Consider the following 17,392-nt stretch of genomic DNA (forward strand, 5'->3'; position numbering starts at 1 on the left):
CATTTACTTTAAGGACGGGAGTGCGAAGCACGAAGTAATTAAAGTTCGCCTTTGGCGAATGTGTTCCATCGTTGTTGTATATGGTTTGTTGCGTGGTTTAAACACCTAATTTAGCAAATAAAAACCGAATAGAAAATCCGCTTGGATTTTCGTAAGTAGGCTAGAACTAGCAATAAATTATATACGTTGTTGTAAACTGGCTTTTCTCCAGCTTTGTAATTCAATTAAATTTCCTTCTGGGTCTCTAACATAAATAAATGTAATTTCTCCAACACCTCTAACCTCTCTCTTTGTGATTTTCCCAAATGGCTTACCACCATTTTTTTTTAAATCTTTCATAACTGATTCTACATTTTCAACTTCAAAAGCAATATGTCCAAAACCTCTTTTATTGGGTGGAACAAAATCTTGTGTTTCTATAGTCTCGTATTGGTAAATTTCAAGTGTTGGTCCATTTTCTCCATATCCTGGAAGTAAAAGATGTGCACCTTCTAATTTGGCATTCTTTAAACCAGTACCATTTTCAAGCCATTCTCCAGATTGCTTTCTAATTGGCGGGATAATTTTGCAATTGAAAGTCTTTACATAAAAATCTGCAAGTTTTTTCCAATTTGTACAAACTATATTTGTGTGAGCGAATTTCATTTTATGTATCTATATTTTATCCAAATCCGATACTGTCAATTCGTTTTCGGTATTTCCAGTATTTAGTGTCGATGCAGGTTCAAATAACATCACACTTACCTCTTCGTGAGCGTATGGTTTATGTTCAATACCTTTCGGAATGATTACAAATTCCCCTGAATTTAGCTCCAAAGTTTTATCTATTAACTCAATAAATAATTTACCATTTATAACATAGAAAAGTTCATCTTCTTGTTCGTGTTTGTGCATCACAAATTCTCCTTTAAACTTTGCTATTTTAACAAACTGATTATTTAATTCTCCAACTATTTTTGGCGTCCAATATTCGTTAAATGTATTTAGTTTTGATTGAACGTTGACTTTGTTTATTTCCATCTCTGATTTAAAATTAAATTCCATATGCTTTTTTTGCACTTTCAATTTGTTCTTTTTCCGTTGTTTTAGGATAGAGAATATATTTTGGTGCAATGATTGATTTGACTTGTTCTAAAGTAATTTCCGTTATTGTTGAAAAAGGAAAATCTCCACCAGTCATTTCAGTTAGTACTTTTTCCATTTGTAGAAAATCAGAATTAGTTTTTTCAATAATTCTTGCTTTTCCTTTTAATTGAAATCCTTTCTGTACCAGAATATCAATAAAGCTTATGCAAATATTTTTGTTATGCTTAATATTCTGAACAGTTTGAGGTGAAGCAATATTCGCAACAATTATTTTGTCAGTTCCGTAATAGTTGAAAATTTCTTTTGGCGAAACATTGGGTATGTTTTCATTTGATACTGTCGCAAGCCAACAGAGAACACTTCTGTCTATATATTCCTTAATTTCTGTTGATAGTTCCATTTTTTAGCTTGTTTACAACGTGTTTGTGTATGGTTAGTTGCGGAATTACAGCTCGCGTGTGCGGCTGAAGCTCCGAGGAAAGACGCGAGCTGTTTAGCTCTAATTTTTCCGCTAGACAAGATAGTAATTTGTAGGAGAATTTCCTTGTCTTAACCAACTTAGCAATTAATTATACACGTTGTTGTACAACGTACTTACTTTTCTGTATCCATTAACCAAGGATAAGTAAATTCCGTTACTTTTGATAATTCCTTTTTTAAATTTTCTCGGTCTAATTCCAATTCAGAATATTCTGCTCGTTCAAAGAGTAGGTTATAGGCTGATTGATGGAATCCGTATTTCTTTAATGTATAAAAATCCAATTCCGCTTTTTCTGAATTCAGATTGTCATTGTTAAATTCAATTTTCAATAAGTCAAACAAAGTATCATTTACAAACTGATTTTTATAATTCCGCTGACTTTTGTCTGATTTCATAGAGTTAAATTCTCGGATTATTTGATAAACGATTGAGTCGTTATTCTCCGCTTTTCTGCGATTCCAAAATTCAGCGTAATACTTGGTTTGTATTTCGGGCTTGTTGTAAGTCAATTGCAAACTGTCCATTACATTCTCAAAATTCCGCTTTATATAAATTCCTTCGATTAGGAAATGACTTTCGCTTTTTGAAATCAGGTTCTCAAGTTTTCCATAACCAAATTTTTTAAACGATTCGTGTACCATTTTTAGGTTTTCGGGTTTTCTAATCCACGAGTTTTTTGTCCAGTCTCCATTTCTCAAATCGAAAAATGAAGTTTGGTTTTCTGCATAAAATTCCAATTCAGATTTAATGTCGTGTTTACAAGACAGAAATAGAGAAATCAGAAGTAAAATTGTCAGCAGTTTGTTCATTTTGGGTATGTTGTACAACTTAGGGGTTAAACGTAGTTCAGCTATGATAACGAAGATACAATAAAATGGATAACAATTCTATGATAAGCCTCTTCCTTATAAAATCATGGAATTGTTCATCAATTAGATGATGTTAATCATCGTTAATTGCCATTTTATTTTATTGGGAGTTAGAGAAGCTGTACCAAATTACTTTTAACCGACGATGTTACACGTTTTAGCTCGAAGCTTGCTAAAGGCGATATACTTATATTTAGTTCTAACTAGTAATTTGGTTTAACCCCTAAGATGGAACACATTTACTTTAAGGACGGGAGTGCGAAGCACGAAGTAATTAAAGTTCGCCTTTGGCGAATGTGTTCCATCGGTCTAGTGTATGATTTCGTTGCGTGTTTAAGCATTAAAGTTAGCAAATAAATCACAGATAGAAAGTCCGCGAGGACTTTCGTAAGTAGGCTATAACTAGCAATGAATTATACACATTGTTGTGCAAAGTTTTTTTAATTCAATCGAGATTCTAATTCATTTCTAACTTCTTCTGCAGTTGGGTCTTTTGCTAGAATCAGTCCTTTTTCGTCAATTAGAAATATTCCGCCGCCGCCGCCGTCTACATTGTACTTTTGCCATATATTATTTTGTTTATCAAGCTCCACTAAATTTAGCCAAGGCCATTTTTCTTTTTCAAGAAATCTAACCAATCTATCAGTATTTTTCCGTTCTCCTGCGATTCCTACAATTGTAAAGCCTTTGTTTTTAAATTCATTATATAGAGGAACCATTGTTCTGCTTTTAGCTATACAAGGTCCACACCAAGTTGCCCATAAGTCTAATAATGCTATTTTACCATCAATTTTGTCGGAAAGTTTGATTACATTCCCGTTTAAGTCGGGTGCTGAAAAGTCTGTATATTTTTTTCCGACTTTTATGTTCTCAATTGCATCAGTTAAGTTTGAAGCTAACTCATTGTAAGGGTGATTAGGGTTTGCTTTTGATAGTATCTGAAGATTATTTTTAGCCAAATTAATATCCATATTTTCTTTATTGTACATAAGGTCATTTATAAAGAATGAATACGATACAATAGAGGGATTATTTTCTATATAATCTTGCTGAAATATTTTCTGCTCCTCGTAAATTGGTTTTAATTTGTTTTCTATAATTTCTGCTTTTGGACTTAAATGCTGATTAACTTCTTTTAAATTTCCAATTTTTTCATAGATAATTATTTTTTTATCTTGGCTTTTAGTCTTTCTTAATTCTGCATAAAGTAATTTCGCCTTGTCACTATTATATTGGTCATTTTCAAATAATAGACTTATACTATCTTGTAAAGGTTTTATTCTTGAGTTGAATTTATTGTCGTAATTTTCTTTATACTTTTTATATTGAGAATTTAGTTTACCACCTTCGACTTGGTTTTTGTCAAATTCTTCTTCTGCGTATATTGTCAAATCGATTTTCTCATTATCCAAAAATAAAGGCATAGGTCTTCCTCCTTGATTTTTTGCTTTTCCCAGAAATAATTCTACAGATTCTGGGAAATCCAATTTTGTTTTATAATGAAATTTTCCATCTGTAACAGGTATTTCAATTATTGAATCAGAATCAAGGTATTGACCTGCTTTAATTAAAAGAATTGATTTTGTGTCGATTCCAACTGTTTTTCCGTTAATTTCAAGGAATTGGTCTTTTTCAGACGAACAATTGAAGAAAAATACAATTGTTAAGAACAGGATAAATCTTGTAATAAGTTTCATTATAGATTTCGGTTTTAAATTTTGCACAACTTAGGGGTTAAACGTAGTTCAGCTATGATAACGAAGATACAATAAAATGGATAACAATTCTATGATACGCCTCTTCCTTATAAAATCATGGAATTGTTCATCAATTAGAAGATGTTAATCATCGTTAATTGCCATTTTATTTTATTGGGAGTTAGAGAAGCTGTACCAAATTACTTTTAACCGACGATGTTACACGTTTTAGCTCGAAGCTTGCTAAAGGCGATATACTTATATTTAGTTCAAACTAGTAATTTGGTTTAACCCCTAAGATGGAACACATTTACTTTAAGGACGGGAGTGCGAAGCACGAAGTAATTAAAGTTCGCCTTTGGCGAATGTGTTCCATCGGTTTGTGTATGAAACGTAGCGTATAAATAAACGCTAACTTTTCGGATTTAGCACGAGCTTTGTAAATATACAAAAACCTCTCGGAAAGCCTGTAATAGCTATGTTTTATACACGTTGTTGTGTTTTCGTACTTTGCTTTTTTTGGTTAATACATATATATTATGTATATTTGTACTCGGATTGGGCTTTTCCCGGTCGGCATTTTTCCTCGGTCTTTACTGGGGATTTTGTTTTTTAAGGGAATACCTTATAACCAAATTTCTTCTTTTCAATTATATCATAAGCTCTATTTACTTGACTTGGTTTTAAATATTTCAGTCCAATTGGTCTAGCTGTTAGGTCTGCTAATTGCAATCCACTAGAATTTGTTTTTTTGTCAGAGATTAAAAATTTATATACCATTTTACCAAAGTTTATGTTTTTGTATCCGAACTGCTCATTTTCCGTACAAATTCTCAAAAACTCAAGTTCTAAATCTTTGTCTTCGTTATTTCCCCTTTTTTCAAAAATCAAAGAAATTTCTTTTCCTTCTTGACCGTTATATAATAATATCTGATTTAGCTTTTCCAAACCGAAGCGTAAACCTAAATGATATGGGTTAAAAGGCTTATTGTATTTCGACATAAGTTTTCTTTTGTCAATAACGATAGGAACAATTTGAAAAGGTATTTTTTCGATAATTTTCGATAAATCTGACATAAAATTTTCTCTTAACTCTCTGTTAGTTCGCAAAAACTTAAAAGGCTCTTTAGTTTTTCTAATATCTATTTCGTGTAAAACTATTTGGTCGTGACCAAAATACTTGAATTTAAAACGTTGAAGTTCTGGAACTGCTTGCTCTATGTAATCAGATACTTTAAAACAACAAAAAGTCAATACAAATATTGGGTAATTATTGTCTATATTTTTCAATCCGTGGTCTCCTGATTCATCCACATAAACAATGTAGTCTCCTTTTTCTGTCATAAATTTTAATCTGTATTCGTATTTTTGTTGTATGAAACGGTCTTGTGTATGGTTAGTTGCGTGGTAAAGCAACTAATTTAGTAAACAAAAACGAACGCGAGAAAATTCCGAAGGAATTTTCCAAATAATCAACGACCAAAGCAATTAATTATACACGTTGTTGTGTTTAGTTATTTTTCGATTACTTTAAAAAGTCAGACAATCTGTTCTTTTGAGTCATTTCGTATGCTTGAGTAATCATATTTCTAAATTCAGCAGGCATTTGGTTTTCAGGCATAGAATTTAATTCAATCAAACTCATATCATTGCCAACCAAATATTGTACTTGATTTTCTTTATCTATTTTTAATGTTACAATGCATAAATTGTCTCTTTTTGATAGTTTTTGTGCAATTGTACCGTCTTTTGGTGTTTCTAATTGAATTCCAAAGTTTTTACAATTATCACTTACTTTATCAAATTCAAGAGTGATATAAAGTCCGTTGATTATTTCTCCGTCAATTTTATAACCTACTACTTTTCCGTTATCTCTTTCAATTCCTATTTCCATAATTATTTTACTGTTAATTCTATTTCTTTTATTAATTCTTTTGATTCATAAATTTCGGCAATATCTTTCAGACTTCCAATATTCAAAATCAGAGGTTCAGTGCTATTACGCTCAACATAAAATCTAAATTCCTTTTGATATTCATATTCCATTGGTTTTTGAAAAAGAGTAATTTGTCCATTAAATTTGCTTGCATCGTAGTATTTTACAAATCCGTGTCTAAATTTAAGTTTTAAATTATTCAATTCTTGCTCAATTTTTTGAAAAAAAAGAGGAAGATTTTTTATCATTAGACAATGTGAACCAAATTCAGAATTTCTATCGTCAATTTTGAATTCCAATGGGTTCGGAAATCCGAATGACGAAACAGCATAAAGACTGTATATGTTTCCAATAATTTCTTGGTAACTTTCTCTTATCTGCATTGAAATATATTTGCCTTTATAATTAAGGCTTTTAATTTCAAATTCACCAGATGGTAAATTGTGAAGTTTACTTATTCCCTCGTAGCGGTCACCTCGAAGTCCATTATCTTCTAATTTTCTGAAATACTCGATTGAATTAAGAAAAATAGTCCCATTTTCAAACAAATCTTTGATGTGTTCTTTTTGTCCGAATTTCAGAAAAATTTTTATTGTATGTTCTGAAGTTTCTTTCATAATTAAACACAACGGTCTTGTGTATGGTTAGTTGCGTGGTAAAGCAACTAATTTAGCAAATAAATCACAGATAGAATATTCCGCAGGAATGTTCGTAAGTCGGCAGTGACCAAGCAATTAATTATACACGGTGTTACAAACAGTTTTTATATTCCGAATGTAACTCCGATGTTAGCACTCAAAACCTGATTTCTAATTATTAATGCTGAACCTTCACCATCTTCTAAATCAATTGCTCCAGTTTGTCCTCCGATTTCAAAAATCAAGTTCATGTTATCTTTCAACTTATAAATAATACCAATTCCGTAAGCACCTCCAAAATCAGTTGATTTAACATCATCTTTTATGTCTAATTCTTCTCCATCCTCAAATTCCGTTTTTGCAGAAGTCAGAAAACCAGCATAAAGTCCAAAATTCAAGAAACCTTTTAGGTCTCCATTTCCAAAATTCCATTCTGCCATAACAGGAAGAGTTATGTAATTAAGTTTTTCCTCAAAAGAACCGTCGTTGGCTTTTGAGCCTTTACCATCATATTTCAATTTTCCTTTTAATGACCAATTTTCAGAAAAATTGATTTTAGCGATTGCTCCAAATGAAATTCGAGTTAGTGATTTGTCATCAAAATCTCCATCACTAAAAGCATAACTGCTAAAGTTAGCTCCAATTTCTGGTCCGATTTCAAATTTTGAATCTTGGGCATTTGTTATTGAAAAAAATAACATAAGTAGTGGTAATAATAATAGTTTTTTCATTTCGTAAAGTTTGGTTTAAATTGTTTGTAACTTAGGGGTTAAACGTAGTTCAGCTATGATAACGAAGATACAATAAAATGGATAACAATTCTATGATACGCCTCTTCCTTATAAAATCATGGAATTGTTCATCAATTAGAAGATGTTAATCATCGTTAATTGCCATTTTATTTTATTGGGAGTTAGAGAAGCTGTACCAAATTACTTTTAACCGACGATGTTACACGTTTTAGCTCGAAGCTTGCTAAAGGCGATATACTTATATTTAGTTCAAACTAGTAATTTGGTTTAACCCCTAAGATGGAACACATTTACTTTAAGGACGGGAGTGCGAAGCACGAAGTAATTAAAGTTCGCCTTTGGCGAATGTGTTCCATCGTTTTTGTATATGGTTTGTTGCGTGTTTTAGGTAGCTAATTTAGCAAATAAAAACCGAATAGAAAATCCGCGAGGATTTTCGTAAGTAGGCTAGAACTAGCAATAAATTATATACAGTGTTAGCCATAGTTATTTTTCACTTATCAATTCGTGAATGTTTCCGTCAGGGTCTTTAAAAAAAGCAGTGTATTCATTCCAAGGCATCAATTTGGGTTCTTGATTAAAGAAAACACCATTTTTTTTCATTGCCATATATGTACTGTCCACTTTCTCTTTAGATGATAGAAAAAATCCTATTCCAACTGCCGCTCCTTTTCTTTTTCCTAAATATGTGCTGTCTTTTAGTGTCTTATACATTGATTCTCTTAAACCTACAGCAAATCTATAATTCTCTATTTTGAATTCAATAAAATCGGAATTTTCATTTTCAATAGGTATTCCCATTTTATCATTGAAGAATATTTTCATTTGGTCTAAGTCATTTGTAAATATTGTTGTGAGTCCTATCTTCATTCCGTTTTCTTTTTCCATTATTGTTTTTTCTTTATTATCGCAACTAAATAAAATAAATATTATAAAAAGATTGATAATTAAGAGTTTTATTAGTTTCATTTTCATCAAATATTTTAGTTTGGGGTTTTTAATTATGGCTAACGTGTTCGTGTATGGCTTGTTGCGTTGGCGAGAACTAAGTTAACAAAAGAAACTGAACCAATAGGAAAATCCGTTAGGAATTTCCGAGTACACACAAACCAAGCAATTGGTTATACACGTTGTTAGCATATGTAGTGAAACAGTCAGATTGTCTATTTGTTTGATTGATTCATTTTTAAAATATCCACTTTACTTTTGTTAAAAACAACTTTATAAATAATTGAATCCTTATCTTGAATAGGATGTTTTTCAATTAATAGATTTATGAATTTTGATTTCTGTTCTTTTCTCAGAGTATCAATATAATCATTCAGTTCACTCGCTATTAATCTATCTTTCTCATTAGTTGTATAATAAACCGTATTTATAGAATCAAATTCTACATATTTTACCATTCTATAATTTTCTATGTTAAATGAATTAGTTTCTTTTGGAAGTTTTCTGTTAATGAAATCATTTAGATGAATAGAATCTGACAATAAAGAATAAGCTTTTTTTATTGTTCTTTCTTTTGCTAATTCACCTTTTGTATTAACAACTATGTGTGCTGGAATACCAGACAATTCGAATAAATTTCTTGTTTTAGCGTAATCTTTTGAAATTAGTTGAATTCCAGAAGGTTTATTAATTTCTATATATTCTTTCCATTTTTCTTGGTCACTATCAACAGATATGTCAATAAATACTATTTTTTTATTGTTACCAAAATCTGCTTTTAACTTTTCAAGTTCGGGTTTTTCTAAATGACATGGTCTACACCAAGTAGCCCAAAAAGAAATGTATAATGTTTTATCTTTTAAAGATTTTAAGTCAAAGAGTTTAGAGTGTGAATCTAAGAAAGTGGATTCTGGTAACAATTTGCTTTTCTTTTTAGAGAAATCCCAAATCGTCTTACCATTTATTAAATCTCCATATTGGTTTTTCTGTATTGTTTCTCCTTGTTTAATAATTAATGGTTGCGAAAAAAGAAAATATATAAATATTCCACTCATTATTGTCATTGAAGTCAATTTGATTTTTTTATTAAACTCTTTTCTGGTAAGAATTAAACTTATTGTTGAAAATAGGACGAGAAAATATATGAGAGGAAAATAAAAACATCTCATAGGTATAAATATAAATAACGATATATATAATAAAGGAATGAGCTTTAATGGTGTTTTTCTATTTATAATACCAGAAATGTAAAATCCTAATGCACAAATTAATAAAGCAATCCATTTTAATTGGTCGTATTCGTAAATTCGTACAACATTAGTTAATAAATATACAATTGCAATAAAAGGAAGAATTATTGATAAAATACCTAATATTATTTTAGATATGATAATTAATTTTTCTTTCATTCTTTGATTTCAAATTGTTTGCTCAAGTTTCGATTGAGCTATTTATGCTAACGGTCTAGTGTATGATTTCGTTGCGTGTTTAAGCACTAAAGTTAGCAAATAATCACAGATAGAAAGTTCGCGAGGACTTTCGTAAGTAAGCTTTTACTAGCAATGAATTATACACATTGTTACCTGCTGGCTTTTATTTCAGTTAATATTTTCTTTTTCCGTTTTTCAGTCAAAACCTTAACCCAATAAGTTACAATAACATCGTATCCATCAGATTCCAATTTTTGGTCAGTAGTGAGAATATCAATTCCAGTCGCTACTTTAGAGTCTTTTTCATTCCACTTTTTTATGTAGTCAAAATATTCCTTTTTAGTTCCAATTCGGTTGCCACTATTTCCAGTTACGAAAATCACTTTTTTGTCATTAAAATCAAAACCGTTTCTTTTTTCAGTCAGATATGCGTTCAGATATTCAGATTCCGCTTGGGTGAGTTTCGGATTATTGTCAATTCCGCATTCAGAGAGATTTTGTCCAAATATATTTAGGGAAATCAGCAGTAAAATTAATGTTCCGATTATTTTCATAAGTTCTGTTTTCAGCTTGCAGGTAACGTGTTTGTATATGGTTTGTTGCGTGGTTTAGTACGTAATTTAGCAAATAAAAACCAAATAGAAAATCCGCGAGGATTTTCGTAAGTAGGCTAGAACCAAGCAATAAATTATATACGTTGTTACCTGCTGGCTTTATTCGGTTGTTTTAATTAATTCACATTCAGAATCGAAAATCTCTGGATTCACACATTTTAGAATCAGCTTTTCTTTATTTTTAAATTCAATAACAATTCTACTATTCTTAAAATCACTAGTGCAATAGATTTTAGAAATCTGTTTTCCGTTCAAGTTTAGTTTTTCAGTTGAGTCTACATATTTGAACTGTTCATCATCTTCGATATCTTCTAAATTATCCCAATTTTCCCAAAACCCTATTCCAGCATCAAGAAAGTATTGATGCCAATTTCTGTTTTTAACTTTTATATAAATTAATATAGGTTCTGATTTATGATTTTCACATACAATCAATTGTTCAATTTTTAATCCATTAAACTCATCAAAAACAAATTCTGATTCTTGATATAATCGTCCTCTTGGTTCTCCTTTCATATTTTTATTCAAACCATTTATTTCCGCAATGTCTGCATTGTCTAGCTTTAGGTGTTCTTGCTAATTTTTTACAATTCGGACAATTGTTTAAAAAGATTTCACTTTTGTATTCTTTTAATATTCGGTTAGCTGTATTTATAAAGAATTCTGTTTCTCCATTTTTAATTAATTCAAGAGCTTCTTTATCAGTCGTTATCCAACCTTTACGTTTATAAATTTTATATCGAGATGAACTTTCAGGTTCTCCATTTAGTTTAAATAATGAATCTATATGTCGATGAGCGATATTTTCCTTATCGTTGAAAAATCGATGGTAGTAATTTGAAATATATCTTGCTGTCTCTATGTTCATCGGTTTTCAGCTTGCAGGTAACGGTTTTGTGTATGGTTAGTTGCGTGTTTCAGCAACTAATTTAGTAAACAAAAACGAACGCGAGAAAATTCCGAAGGAATTTTCCAAATAAGCACTTGCCAAAGCAATTAATTATACACGTTGTTGTGCACAGTTTTTGTTCTTTTATTTCGTCCAATTATTGTTGTCAGTCCGATTAAAATTAGCGCTAAAATAAGACCTTGAATCCAAGTCAGATAAAATCCGCTCCAAGGTGAAGTCAGCCAATCAGATTCTCTTTCAGGGTCAAATTGTCTGATATTGTAGTCGGCAAGAAAAATCACGTACCTTTCAAAATACCAACCAATTTTCATCATAACCGAAACGAAAAGTAAATAAAATGGCTTTAGTCCGATATTTTTATAAAGTAGAGAAAACGGAAGGAAAACGGCTGAAAACATCATTATCCAATAACTCAACCAGTATTTTCCAGTCGCTCGATTGAGAAAAGCAGATTGGTCAGGATAAACAATTAATCCAATCAGGAAGTAAATCAAGTTGACTATTGCGTACCCAATTATTATCCATTTTATTATTCGGTATGCTTTTTTGAACTGTAATCTGTCTTTGAAAAGTAATTGAAGAATTAACAAAGTCAGAATCATTGCTGGTAAGCAATAAATCAGATTTGCATTAATCAATTCAAGTATTCTATCAAATATTTCCACTCAAGATTTTGGTTTGGTCAAATTGTGCACAACTTAGGGGTTAAACGTAGTTCAGCTATGATAACGAAGATACAATAAAATGGATAACAATTCTATGATAAGCCTCTTCCTTATAAAATCATGGAATTGTTCATCAATTAGATGATGTTAATCATCGTTAATTGCCATTTTATTTTATTGGGAGTTAGAGAAGCTGTACCAAATTACTTTTAACCGACGATGTTACACGTTTTAGCTCGAAGCTTGCTAAAGGCGATATACTTATATTTAGTTCTAACTAGTAATTTGGTTTAACCCCTAAGATGGAACACATTTACTTTAAGGACGGGAGTGCGAAGCACGAAGTAATTAAAGTTCGCCTTTGGCGAATGTGTTCCATCGTGTTTGTGTATGATTTGTGGCGTGTTCAAGCAACTAATTTAGCAAATAAAAACCGAATAGAAAATCCGCGAGGATTTTCGTAAGTAAGCTCGAACTAGCCATTAATTATACACGTTGTTGGCATTTCGTTATTCTTCTACTAATTCAAATTCACTTAATTCAAAACTCTCTTTTGCTTTAAATTTTGCTTTCCAAATATCTTTTGATAATGTTCCTGCGTTTATTCCTCTAATTATCAATTCAGCCCAAGCATCTTGATAGACATAATCATCGTGCACTTCGTCATAATGGCAATAATTCGCATCTGTATCAAAAGGGTCGTCAATATCATTTGCACTTCCTGGTCTTATTTTAAAACAACAATATAAGCACTTATGGTCGTAATGATTTATTGTAAAATCTATTTCTGAATTAACTTTGGTAATTACGTCACTTGGTTTTCTTTTTCCCGGATTTATTGCTTCTTTTTTTACTACTTTATCTTTTATTATTGCAGTTACTTTATCATAATTCTCTCTATCAGCATCAGAAATTGAATTCCAGTTAACAAATTCTACTGCCAAATCATTTCTATTGGTATTTGATATTTTAGGAACTTGAATTAGTTTGATACTATACTCTTGCGTGTTAAAAATTTCGTCAGTTAAAGAATTTCGATAAGTCTCAATAAAAGTTTTTAATTCCTTAATTTCTTTTGATAGTAATTTTTTACTCGCTTTCAGTTGAGATTTTTTTCGTAATCTCGAAAATTGAATAGAAAAAGACAAACTTTCGTTTAAAGCATATTCTTCTCCAAAAAAATCAATTAGGGTATTTTCATAATTGTAGAGTAGTGCTTGACATTCGCCAAAAATCATTATTCCGACTTCTTCTCGGTCAATATGACGATGTTCAATTTTATTACGAAGCTTTATAAAGAAAGTTAAGTTTGATTTAACTGAAGATGGAATTCCTCCGTGTTTTGTAACGCAAGTTTTTAATTCCCAAGATTTTTTTTCTCCGTCAATTGTTTGGTATCTGCCATTTGCATTTTTGTAATAATATCTGCTTCCAATAGTGTTATTAAAATGAGCGTGAAAAAGTCGAGTCCAAGCCATTATCATTTGTGTGATAAATCCTTCTACTCGAAATGGTGTTCTCGGTTTATTATAAATTTCCACAGCTAAAAGAGCTGATTCAATAGAGCTTTCGAGAGTCGATTTTGTTTTTCCTTTTCTTAATGTCATTTATTTCGAAGCAGTTTGTTTTAATGAATGCCAACGGCTCCGTATATGAAAAGTAGCGCTGAAAATAAGCGATTACTTTTCGGATTAAACACAAGCCGAATTTTTAAATTTTACTATTTATCTTTTTATTGGAAATCGTCAAATCTAAAAATTTGGCGACTTTCCAAAAATGCCTAAACCATTTTGTTAGCAAAGACTTGCGCTATTTTTTATATACATTGTTGCCACACGTTATTCTGCGTAACTTTTAGTCTTTATTTCGATTATTTGTCCGTTTTCATTCAAAACCTTTTGGGTTTCTTCAAACTTCCTATTTATTAAATTTAAGAATTCCTCTTTGTACTTATACCAACTTTTTGTTTTTCTTGAAAATTTGTAATAATTAATTGTTTTTTTAAAATCGCCAAATGATTCTGATTCGAGATAGTCCTCAATGTTTTCTGCACGATTATCGATTTCCGTTGTAATTCTTTCCTCTGTTAGGTTGCCTTTTCTATCAAATAATTTTTCATTTAAATAGTTCCCAAATTCATCTATTTGAGTTATTCGAGCTATTCTTCCGTTCCTATAAAAAACGTGTGTCGTTCCGATATTCGTTTTAACAATTCCGCCATCATATTCAAATTTTGTTCGAACCGTTATAAATTTGGGCTTATCATTACTATAAAAAATTGTATCCGTTTTAACTTCGGTTTTTTCTAAAACTTTTGTCAAATTCTTAAATCTTTGTGTATGTTGAGAATACATAAGCATAGAAAATAGAAATAATATTATTGAAGTTAACGGTTTCATTTAATGTGTGGCAACGGTATTGTGTATGGTTAGTTGCGTGTTTCTGCAACTAATTTAGTAAACAAAAACGAACGCGAGAAAATTCCGAAGGAATTTTCCAAATAAGCACTTGCCAAAGCAATTAATTATACACGTTGTTACCCAACGTTTTTTAATAATTTTTCAATCCGTTTAATATCTTCTATACTTGTTAGTTTTAATGTTTTGACTAACAAATTGTCATTATTAATCTCAATTTCTAAACCTTTCTGACTCTCAAATTTTTCAAGAAGTTTGTTAATTAGTATTAAGTCAAAACTTTTCTTAATAGTAAAACACTCGTAGTTTTCAAGTTGAAGGTCATCATCATTTCTGAATTTATCAAATACTTTTTCTGCTGTTGATTTTTCTCTTAAATAATAATGTCCGTTTATATTTTTAATTTTTTTCCAAAACATTAAATGGGATTCTTTATAATCGTCTTGATAATAAGTCATTCCGTGTAGTTCTGGTGCAGGCAATATTACAATTCCATTATCAAAAGAGAATGGGTTTGAGTAAGACCAATCATCATAATTATTCAAAGTTTTAGAATTGTCAAAAACGTCAAATTCTTCATCAGTCAGTTCAGTTTTTCTATAGTCTTTATTTTCTCTTAAATAGTTGAGTGCAATTTCAATTTGTTTTTCGTCTTCGGTAAGTAACTTTTCCAATTCAGTTTCAGATATAGTTCTGAATTCGTTATCGTGTGCAACCCAATGTCCAGATTCTGCCTCTTCCAATGTGATTTTGGTTCCAGTTTCAGGGTCTATAATGAATTCATCTGCCAAACTTTCTTTTAGCTTACGTTTGTATTCTTTATGTTCGACTGAATTTGATTGGATATATATGGAAATGAAATAATAGATAAAAAATATCGCTCCAATTCCACCAATTATGTATAAAAATGTTATCAATCTTTTGTAGTTAGTTAGTTAGTCAGTTCAAATGTTGGGTAACTTAGGGGTTAAACGTAGTTCAGCTATGATAACGAAGATACAATAAAATGGATAACAATTCTATGATAAGCCTCTTCCTTATAAAATCATGGAATTGTTCATCAATTAGAAGATGTTAATCATCGTTAATTGCCATTTTATTTTATTGGGAGTTAGAGAAGCTGTACCAAATTACTTTTAACCGACGATGTTACACGTTTTAGCTCGAAGCTTGCTAAAGGCGATATACTTATATTTAGTTCTAACTAGTAATTTGGTTTAACCCCTAAGATGGAACACATTTACTTTAAGGACGGGAGTGCGAAGCACGAAGTAATTAAAGTTCGCCTTTGGCGAATGTGTTCCATCGTTTTTGTATATGAAACGTTGCGGTGGTTAATTATTGTTGTTTGCAAATTAATGCTGTTGTTTTTTATTACCGAGGATTTTCCAAAAGTGAAATTACTTAGCAATGTTTTATATACGGTGTTGTGTGTAGTGTTTTTATTTCTTTTTACTGAACAATCTGTAAATCAACGCTCCTATAACAACTACTACTAAAAGTCCAAATAAAGTTTCAACTGTTTCTCCGATACTACTTCCATATTCAGGTGTATTGAACGACGCTTGAAGTACTAAAATCAATTTTGTCATAATCCACTTGTTTTATTTTCCTAAATTAGTCAAAATTTTTATTTATGACTGACTACTATAGATTATGGAAAACTTTGTTTATTCTTAAAGACTTTTTAATAGAACACAGTAAAAATACTTTTTCGTCTTTTGATTTAACTAATGATGCAAATCAAGTTCATGGGAACTCATTTAAATTTATAGTAAAAAATGCAGAGGAAGTTATGTATTTCTTAAAATTCTACGACTTATCGGAAAACTTGACGGAAAAAGACATTGACAAAATGTATGAGGAAAAGGGTTTTAATAATTCAGATAAAATATCTTTAATCCTTTTTATCTAAATTTAAGTCAACAGTTTTTGTTTTTCCACTTTCATAGTGATAAATCAGTACTCCATTCCATTCGGCTATTCCTAATAATTCGTCTTTTTCATCTTCGATGTCGTTCATTAGTTGCGTTTTTTACATTACACACAACGTGTTTGTGTATCATTAGTTGCGTGGTTAAGCAACTAAATTAGCAAACTTTTACGAACCTGAGAATATTCCGAAGGAATATTCCAGACGAGCAGTAACAAAGCAATTAATTATACACGGTGTTGTAAGCCGTTTTTTATTATTCGTTTGTATTCAATTTTCCTTTTTAAAGATGCATACAATAAAATTCCAATACATATAAAAAAGGCGAGAATGATTGGATGAAATCCGCTATTCCAAATAGTATTGAAAACTAAAAATATTAAAAGTCCTGAAAGTATATAAACATTAAAATTTAAACTCGAAAGGTTAGATTTTGCTTGTTTTAAGTCAATCTCTTTCTTTTTGTTTCCGTCAAATTTTATTTCAGAGGTCAGTTTTTCGAAGTTTTCAAATTCCAAATCGTTAATTTCCAACTTTCCTTTAATATCAGTTATCTCAATTCGTCTATAAACTGTTCCACGAAAAGCAAAAAAATTCTCCAATTTTAGTTTCTTGATTTTTGTCAGGTCAATTTGTTCTTTTTTTAACCAAAATGGGTTGATTGAAATGATTTTATTATTGTCAATAATTATTATTCTAAATTTATAAAGAAAGTAAAATAGAATTCCAATCGTCATTAAGACTATAAGTCCAACAAAAAACTTTGCAATAAATATTAAATCACTTGTAAATAAATTTCGGTCAAAAGAAATGTAAGTCAAAGTTCCACCACATAAAAACATTATAAAAAACCAAAATGATGTAAATATGTTATTAATTCCGATTTTCATTCAGTTTCAGGGTTTTCCGTAAATGGCTTACAACGGTCTCGTATAACCGTCAGTTACGGGATTAAAGATAATGATTTTCGGTTAAGCACTGACTTTAGCAATTCCGAGTGGATTCGGACGTAGTCG

22 protein-coding genes are annotated in these 17,392 nt (G+C 30.6%); 1 reads left to right on the top strand and 21 read right to left on the bottom strand.

Annotation, left to right across the window (positions count from 1 at the left end):
- Positions 1 to 177: 177 nt before the first annotated feature.
- From BXY80_RS13650 to BXY80_RS13990, 19 genes are all read right to left on the bottom strand, one after another.
- On the bottom strand, positions 178 to 645 hold the full coding sequence (locus BXY80_RS13650; RefSeq protein WP_120202888.1) for a VOC family protein: 468 nt from the start codon (positions 643 to 645) through the stop codon (positions 178 to 180).
- Between the two features lie 9 nt (positions 646 to 654).
- On the bottom strand, positions 655 to 1,044 hold the full coding sequence (locus tag BXY80_RS13655; protein ID WP_245977307.1) for a cupin domain-containing protein: 390 nt from the start codon (positions 1,042 to 1,044) through the stop codon (positions 655 to 657).
- Positions 1,034 to 1,486, bottom strand: a complete 453-nt coding sequence (locus BXY80_RS13660; RefSeq protein WP_120202890.1) for a pyridoxamine 5'-phosphate oxidase family protein — start codon at positions 1,484 to 1,486, stop codon at positions 1,034 to 1,036. The genes BXY80_RS13655 and BXY80_RS13660 overlap by 11 nt, the downstream gene beginning before the upstream one ends.
- 194 nt (positions 1,487 to 1,680) lie before the next feature.
- On the bottom strand, positions 1,681 to 2,376 hold the full coding sequence (locus tag BXY80_RS13665; protein WP_120202892.1) for a hypothetical protein: 696 nt from the start codon (positions 2,374 to 2,376) through the stop codon (positions 1,681 to 1,683).
- Positions 2,377 to 2,876: 500 nt separating this feature from the next.
- Entirely contained in the window at positions 2,877 to 4,133 is a 1,257-nt protein-coding gene (locus BXY80_RS13670) for a TlpA disulfide reductase family protein (RefSeq protein WP_120202894.1), read from the bottom strand.
- A 612-nt stretch (positions 4,134 to 4,745) separates the two neighbouring features.
- Complete coding sequence (locus BXY80_RS13675; protein ID WP_120202895.1) at positions 4,746 to 5,477, bottom strand: DUF3800 domain-containing protein; 732 nt, start codon at positions 5,475 to 5,477, stop codon at positions 4,746 to 4,748.
- A gap of 181 nt (positions 5,478 to 5,658) precedes the next feature.
- On the bottom strand, positions 5,659 to 6,027 hold the full coding sequence (locus BXY80_RS13680; protein WP_120202897.1) for a hypothetical protein: 369 nt from the start codon (positions 6,025 to 6,027) through the stop codon (positions 5,659 to 5,661).
- Positions 6,028 to 6,029: 2 nt separating this feature from the next.
- Positions 6,030 to 6,686, bottom strand: coding sequence for a hypothetical protein (locus BXY80_RS13685; protein WP_120202899.1), 657 nt, complete (start codon positions 6,684 to 6,686; stop codon positions 6,030 to 6,032).
- Between the two features lie 146 nt (positions 6,687 to 6,832).
- Entirely contained in the window at positions 6,833 to 7,438 is a 606-nt protein-coding gene (locus BXY80_RS13690) for a porin family protein (RefSeq protein WP_120202901.1), read from the bottom strand.
- Between the two features lie 507 nt (positions 7,439 to 7,945).
- Entirely contained in the window at positions 7,946 to 8,428 is a 483-nt protein-coding gene (locus BXY80_RS13695) for a VOC family protein (protein ID WP_162843325.1), read from the bottom strand.
- Between the two features lie 194 nt (positions 8,429 to 8,622).
- A complete protein-coding gene (locus BXY80_RS13700) occupies positions 8,623 to 9,816 on the bottom strand; it encodes a TlpA family protein disulfide reductase (RefSeq protein ID WP_120202904.1) in 1,194 nt (397 codons plus the stop codon).
- A gap of 170 nt (positions 9,817 to 9,986) precedes the next feature.
- Positions 9,987 to 10,391, bottom strand: coding sequence for a hypothetical protein (locus BXY80_RS13705; RefSeq protein WP_120202906.1), 405 nt, complete (start codon positions 10,389 to 10,391; stop codon positions 9,987 to 9,989).
- A 159-nt stretch (positions 10,392 to 10,550) separates the two neighbouring features.
- Entirely contained in the window at positions 10,551 to 10,967 is a 417-nt protein-coding gene (locus BXY80_RS13710; protein ID WP_147376144.1) for a hypothetical protein, read from the bottom strand.
- A gap of 4 nt (positions 10,968 to 10,971) precedes the next feature.
- Complete coding sequence (locus BXY80_RS13715; protein WP_120202910.1) at positions 10,972 to 11,319, bottom strand: hypothetical protein; 348 nt, start codon at positions 11,317 to 11,319, stop codon at positions 10,972 to 10,974.
- A gap of 128 nt (positions 11,320 to 11,447) precedes the next feature.
- Positions 11,448 to 12,026, bottom strand: coding sequence for a hypothetical protein (locus BXY80_RS13720; RefSeq protein ID WP_120202913.1), 579 nt, complete (start codon positions 12,024 to 12,026; stop codon positions 11,448 to 11,450).
- 509 nt (positions 12,027 to 12,535) lie between these two features.
- A complete protein-coding gene (locus BXY80_RS13725; RefSeq protein ID WP_120202915.1) occupies positions 12,536 to 13,633 on the bottom strand; it encodes a DUF3644 domain-containing protein in 1,098 nt (365 codons plus the stop codon).
- Positions 13,634 to 13,864: 231 nt separating this feature from the next.
- Positions 13,865 to 14,347: a hypothetical protein gene (locus BXY80_RS13730; protein WP_147376145.1), complete on the bottom strand. Its 483-nt coding sequence runs from the start codon at positions 14,345 to 14,347 to the stop codon at positions 13,865 to 13,867.
- Between the two features lie 215 nt (positions 14,348 to 14,562).
- Positions 14,563 to 15,360 carry a hypothetical protein gene (locus BXY80_RS13735; protein ID WP_120202918.1) on the bottom strand — a complete coding sequence of 266 codons (798 nt, stop codon included), beginning with the start codon at positions 15,358 to 15,360 and terminating at the stop codon, positions 14,563 to 14,565.
- A 525-nt stretch (positions 15,361 to 15,885) separates the two neighbouring features.
- Positions 15,886 to 16,035: a hypothetical protein gene (locus BXY80_RS13990; RefSeq protein WP_162843326.1), complete on the bottom strand. Its 150-nt coding sequence runs from the start codon at positions 16,033 to 16,035 to the stop codon at positions 15,886 to 15,888.
- A gap of 44 nt (positions 16,036 to 16,079) precedes the next feature.
- Here BXY80_RS13990 and BXY80_RS13740 point away from each other — a divergent pair, with 44 nt between their 5' ends.
- A complete protein-coding gene (locus tag BXY80_RS13740; protein ID WP_120202920.1) occupies positions 16,080 to 16,358 on the top strand; it encodes a hypothetical protein in 279 nt (92 codons plus the stop codon).
- Here BXY80_RS13740 and BXY80_RS14095 read toward each other — a convergent pair.
- The gene (locus BXY80_RS14095) at positions 16,341 to 16,466 is read right to left on the bottom strand and encodes a hypothetical protein (protein ID WP_262603411.1); all 126 of its coding nucleotides are present in this window, start codon (positions 16,464 to 16,466) and stop codon (positions 16,341 to 16,343) included. The genes BXY80_RS13740 and BXY80_RS14095 overlap by 18 nt on opposite strands.
- A gap of 137 nt (positions 16,467 to 16,603) precedes the next feature.
- The gene (locus tag BXY80_RS13745; protein ID WP_120202922.1) at positions 16,604 to 17,266 is read right to left on the bottom strand and encodes a hypothetical protein; all 663 of its coding nucleotides are present in this window, start codon (positions 17,264 to 17,266) and stop codon (positions 16,604 to 16,606) included.
- Positions 17,267 to 17,392 lie beyond the last annotated feature (126 nt).

Source organism: Ichthyenterobacterium magnum, from assembly GCF_003610635.1.
In the GTDB taxonomy this organism is placed as follows: domain Bacteria; phylum Bacteroidota; class Bacteroidia; order Flavobacteriales; family Flavobacteriaceae; genus Ichthyenterobacterium; species Ichthyenterobacterium magnum.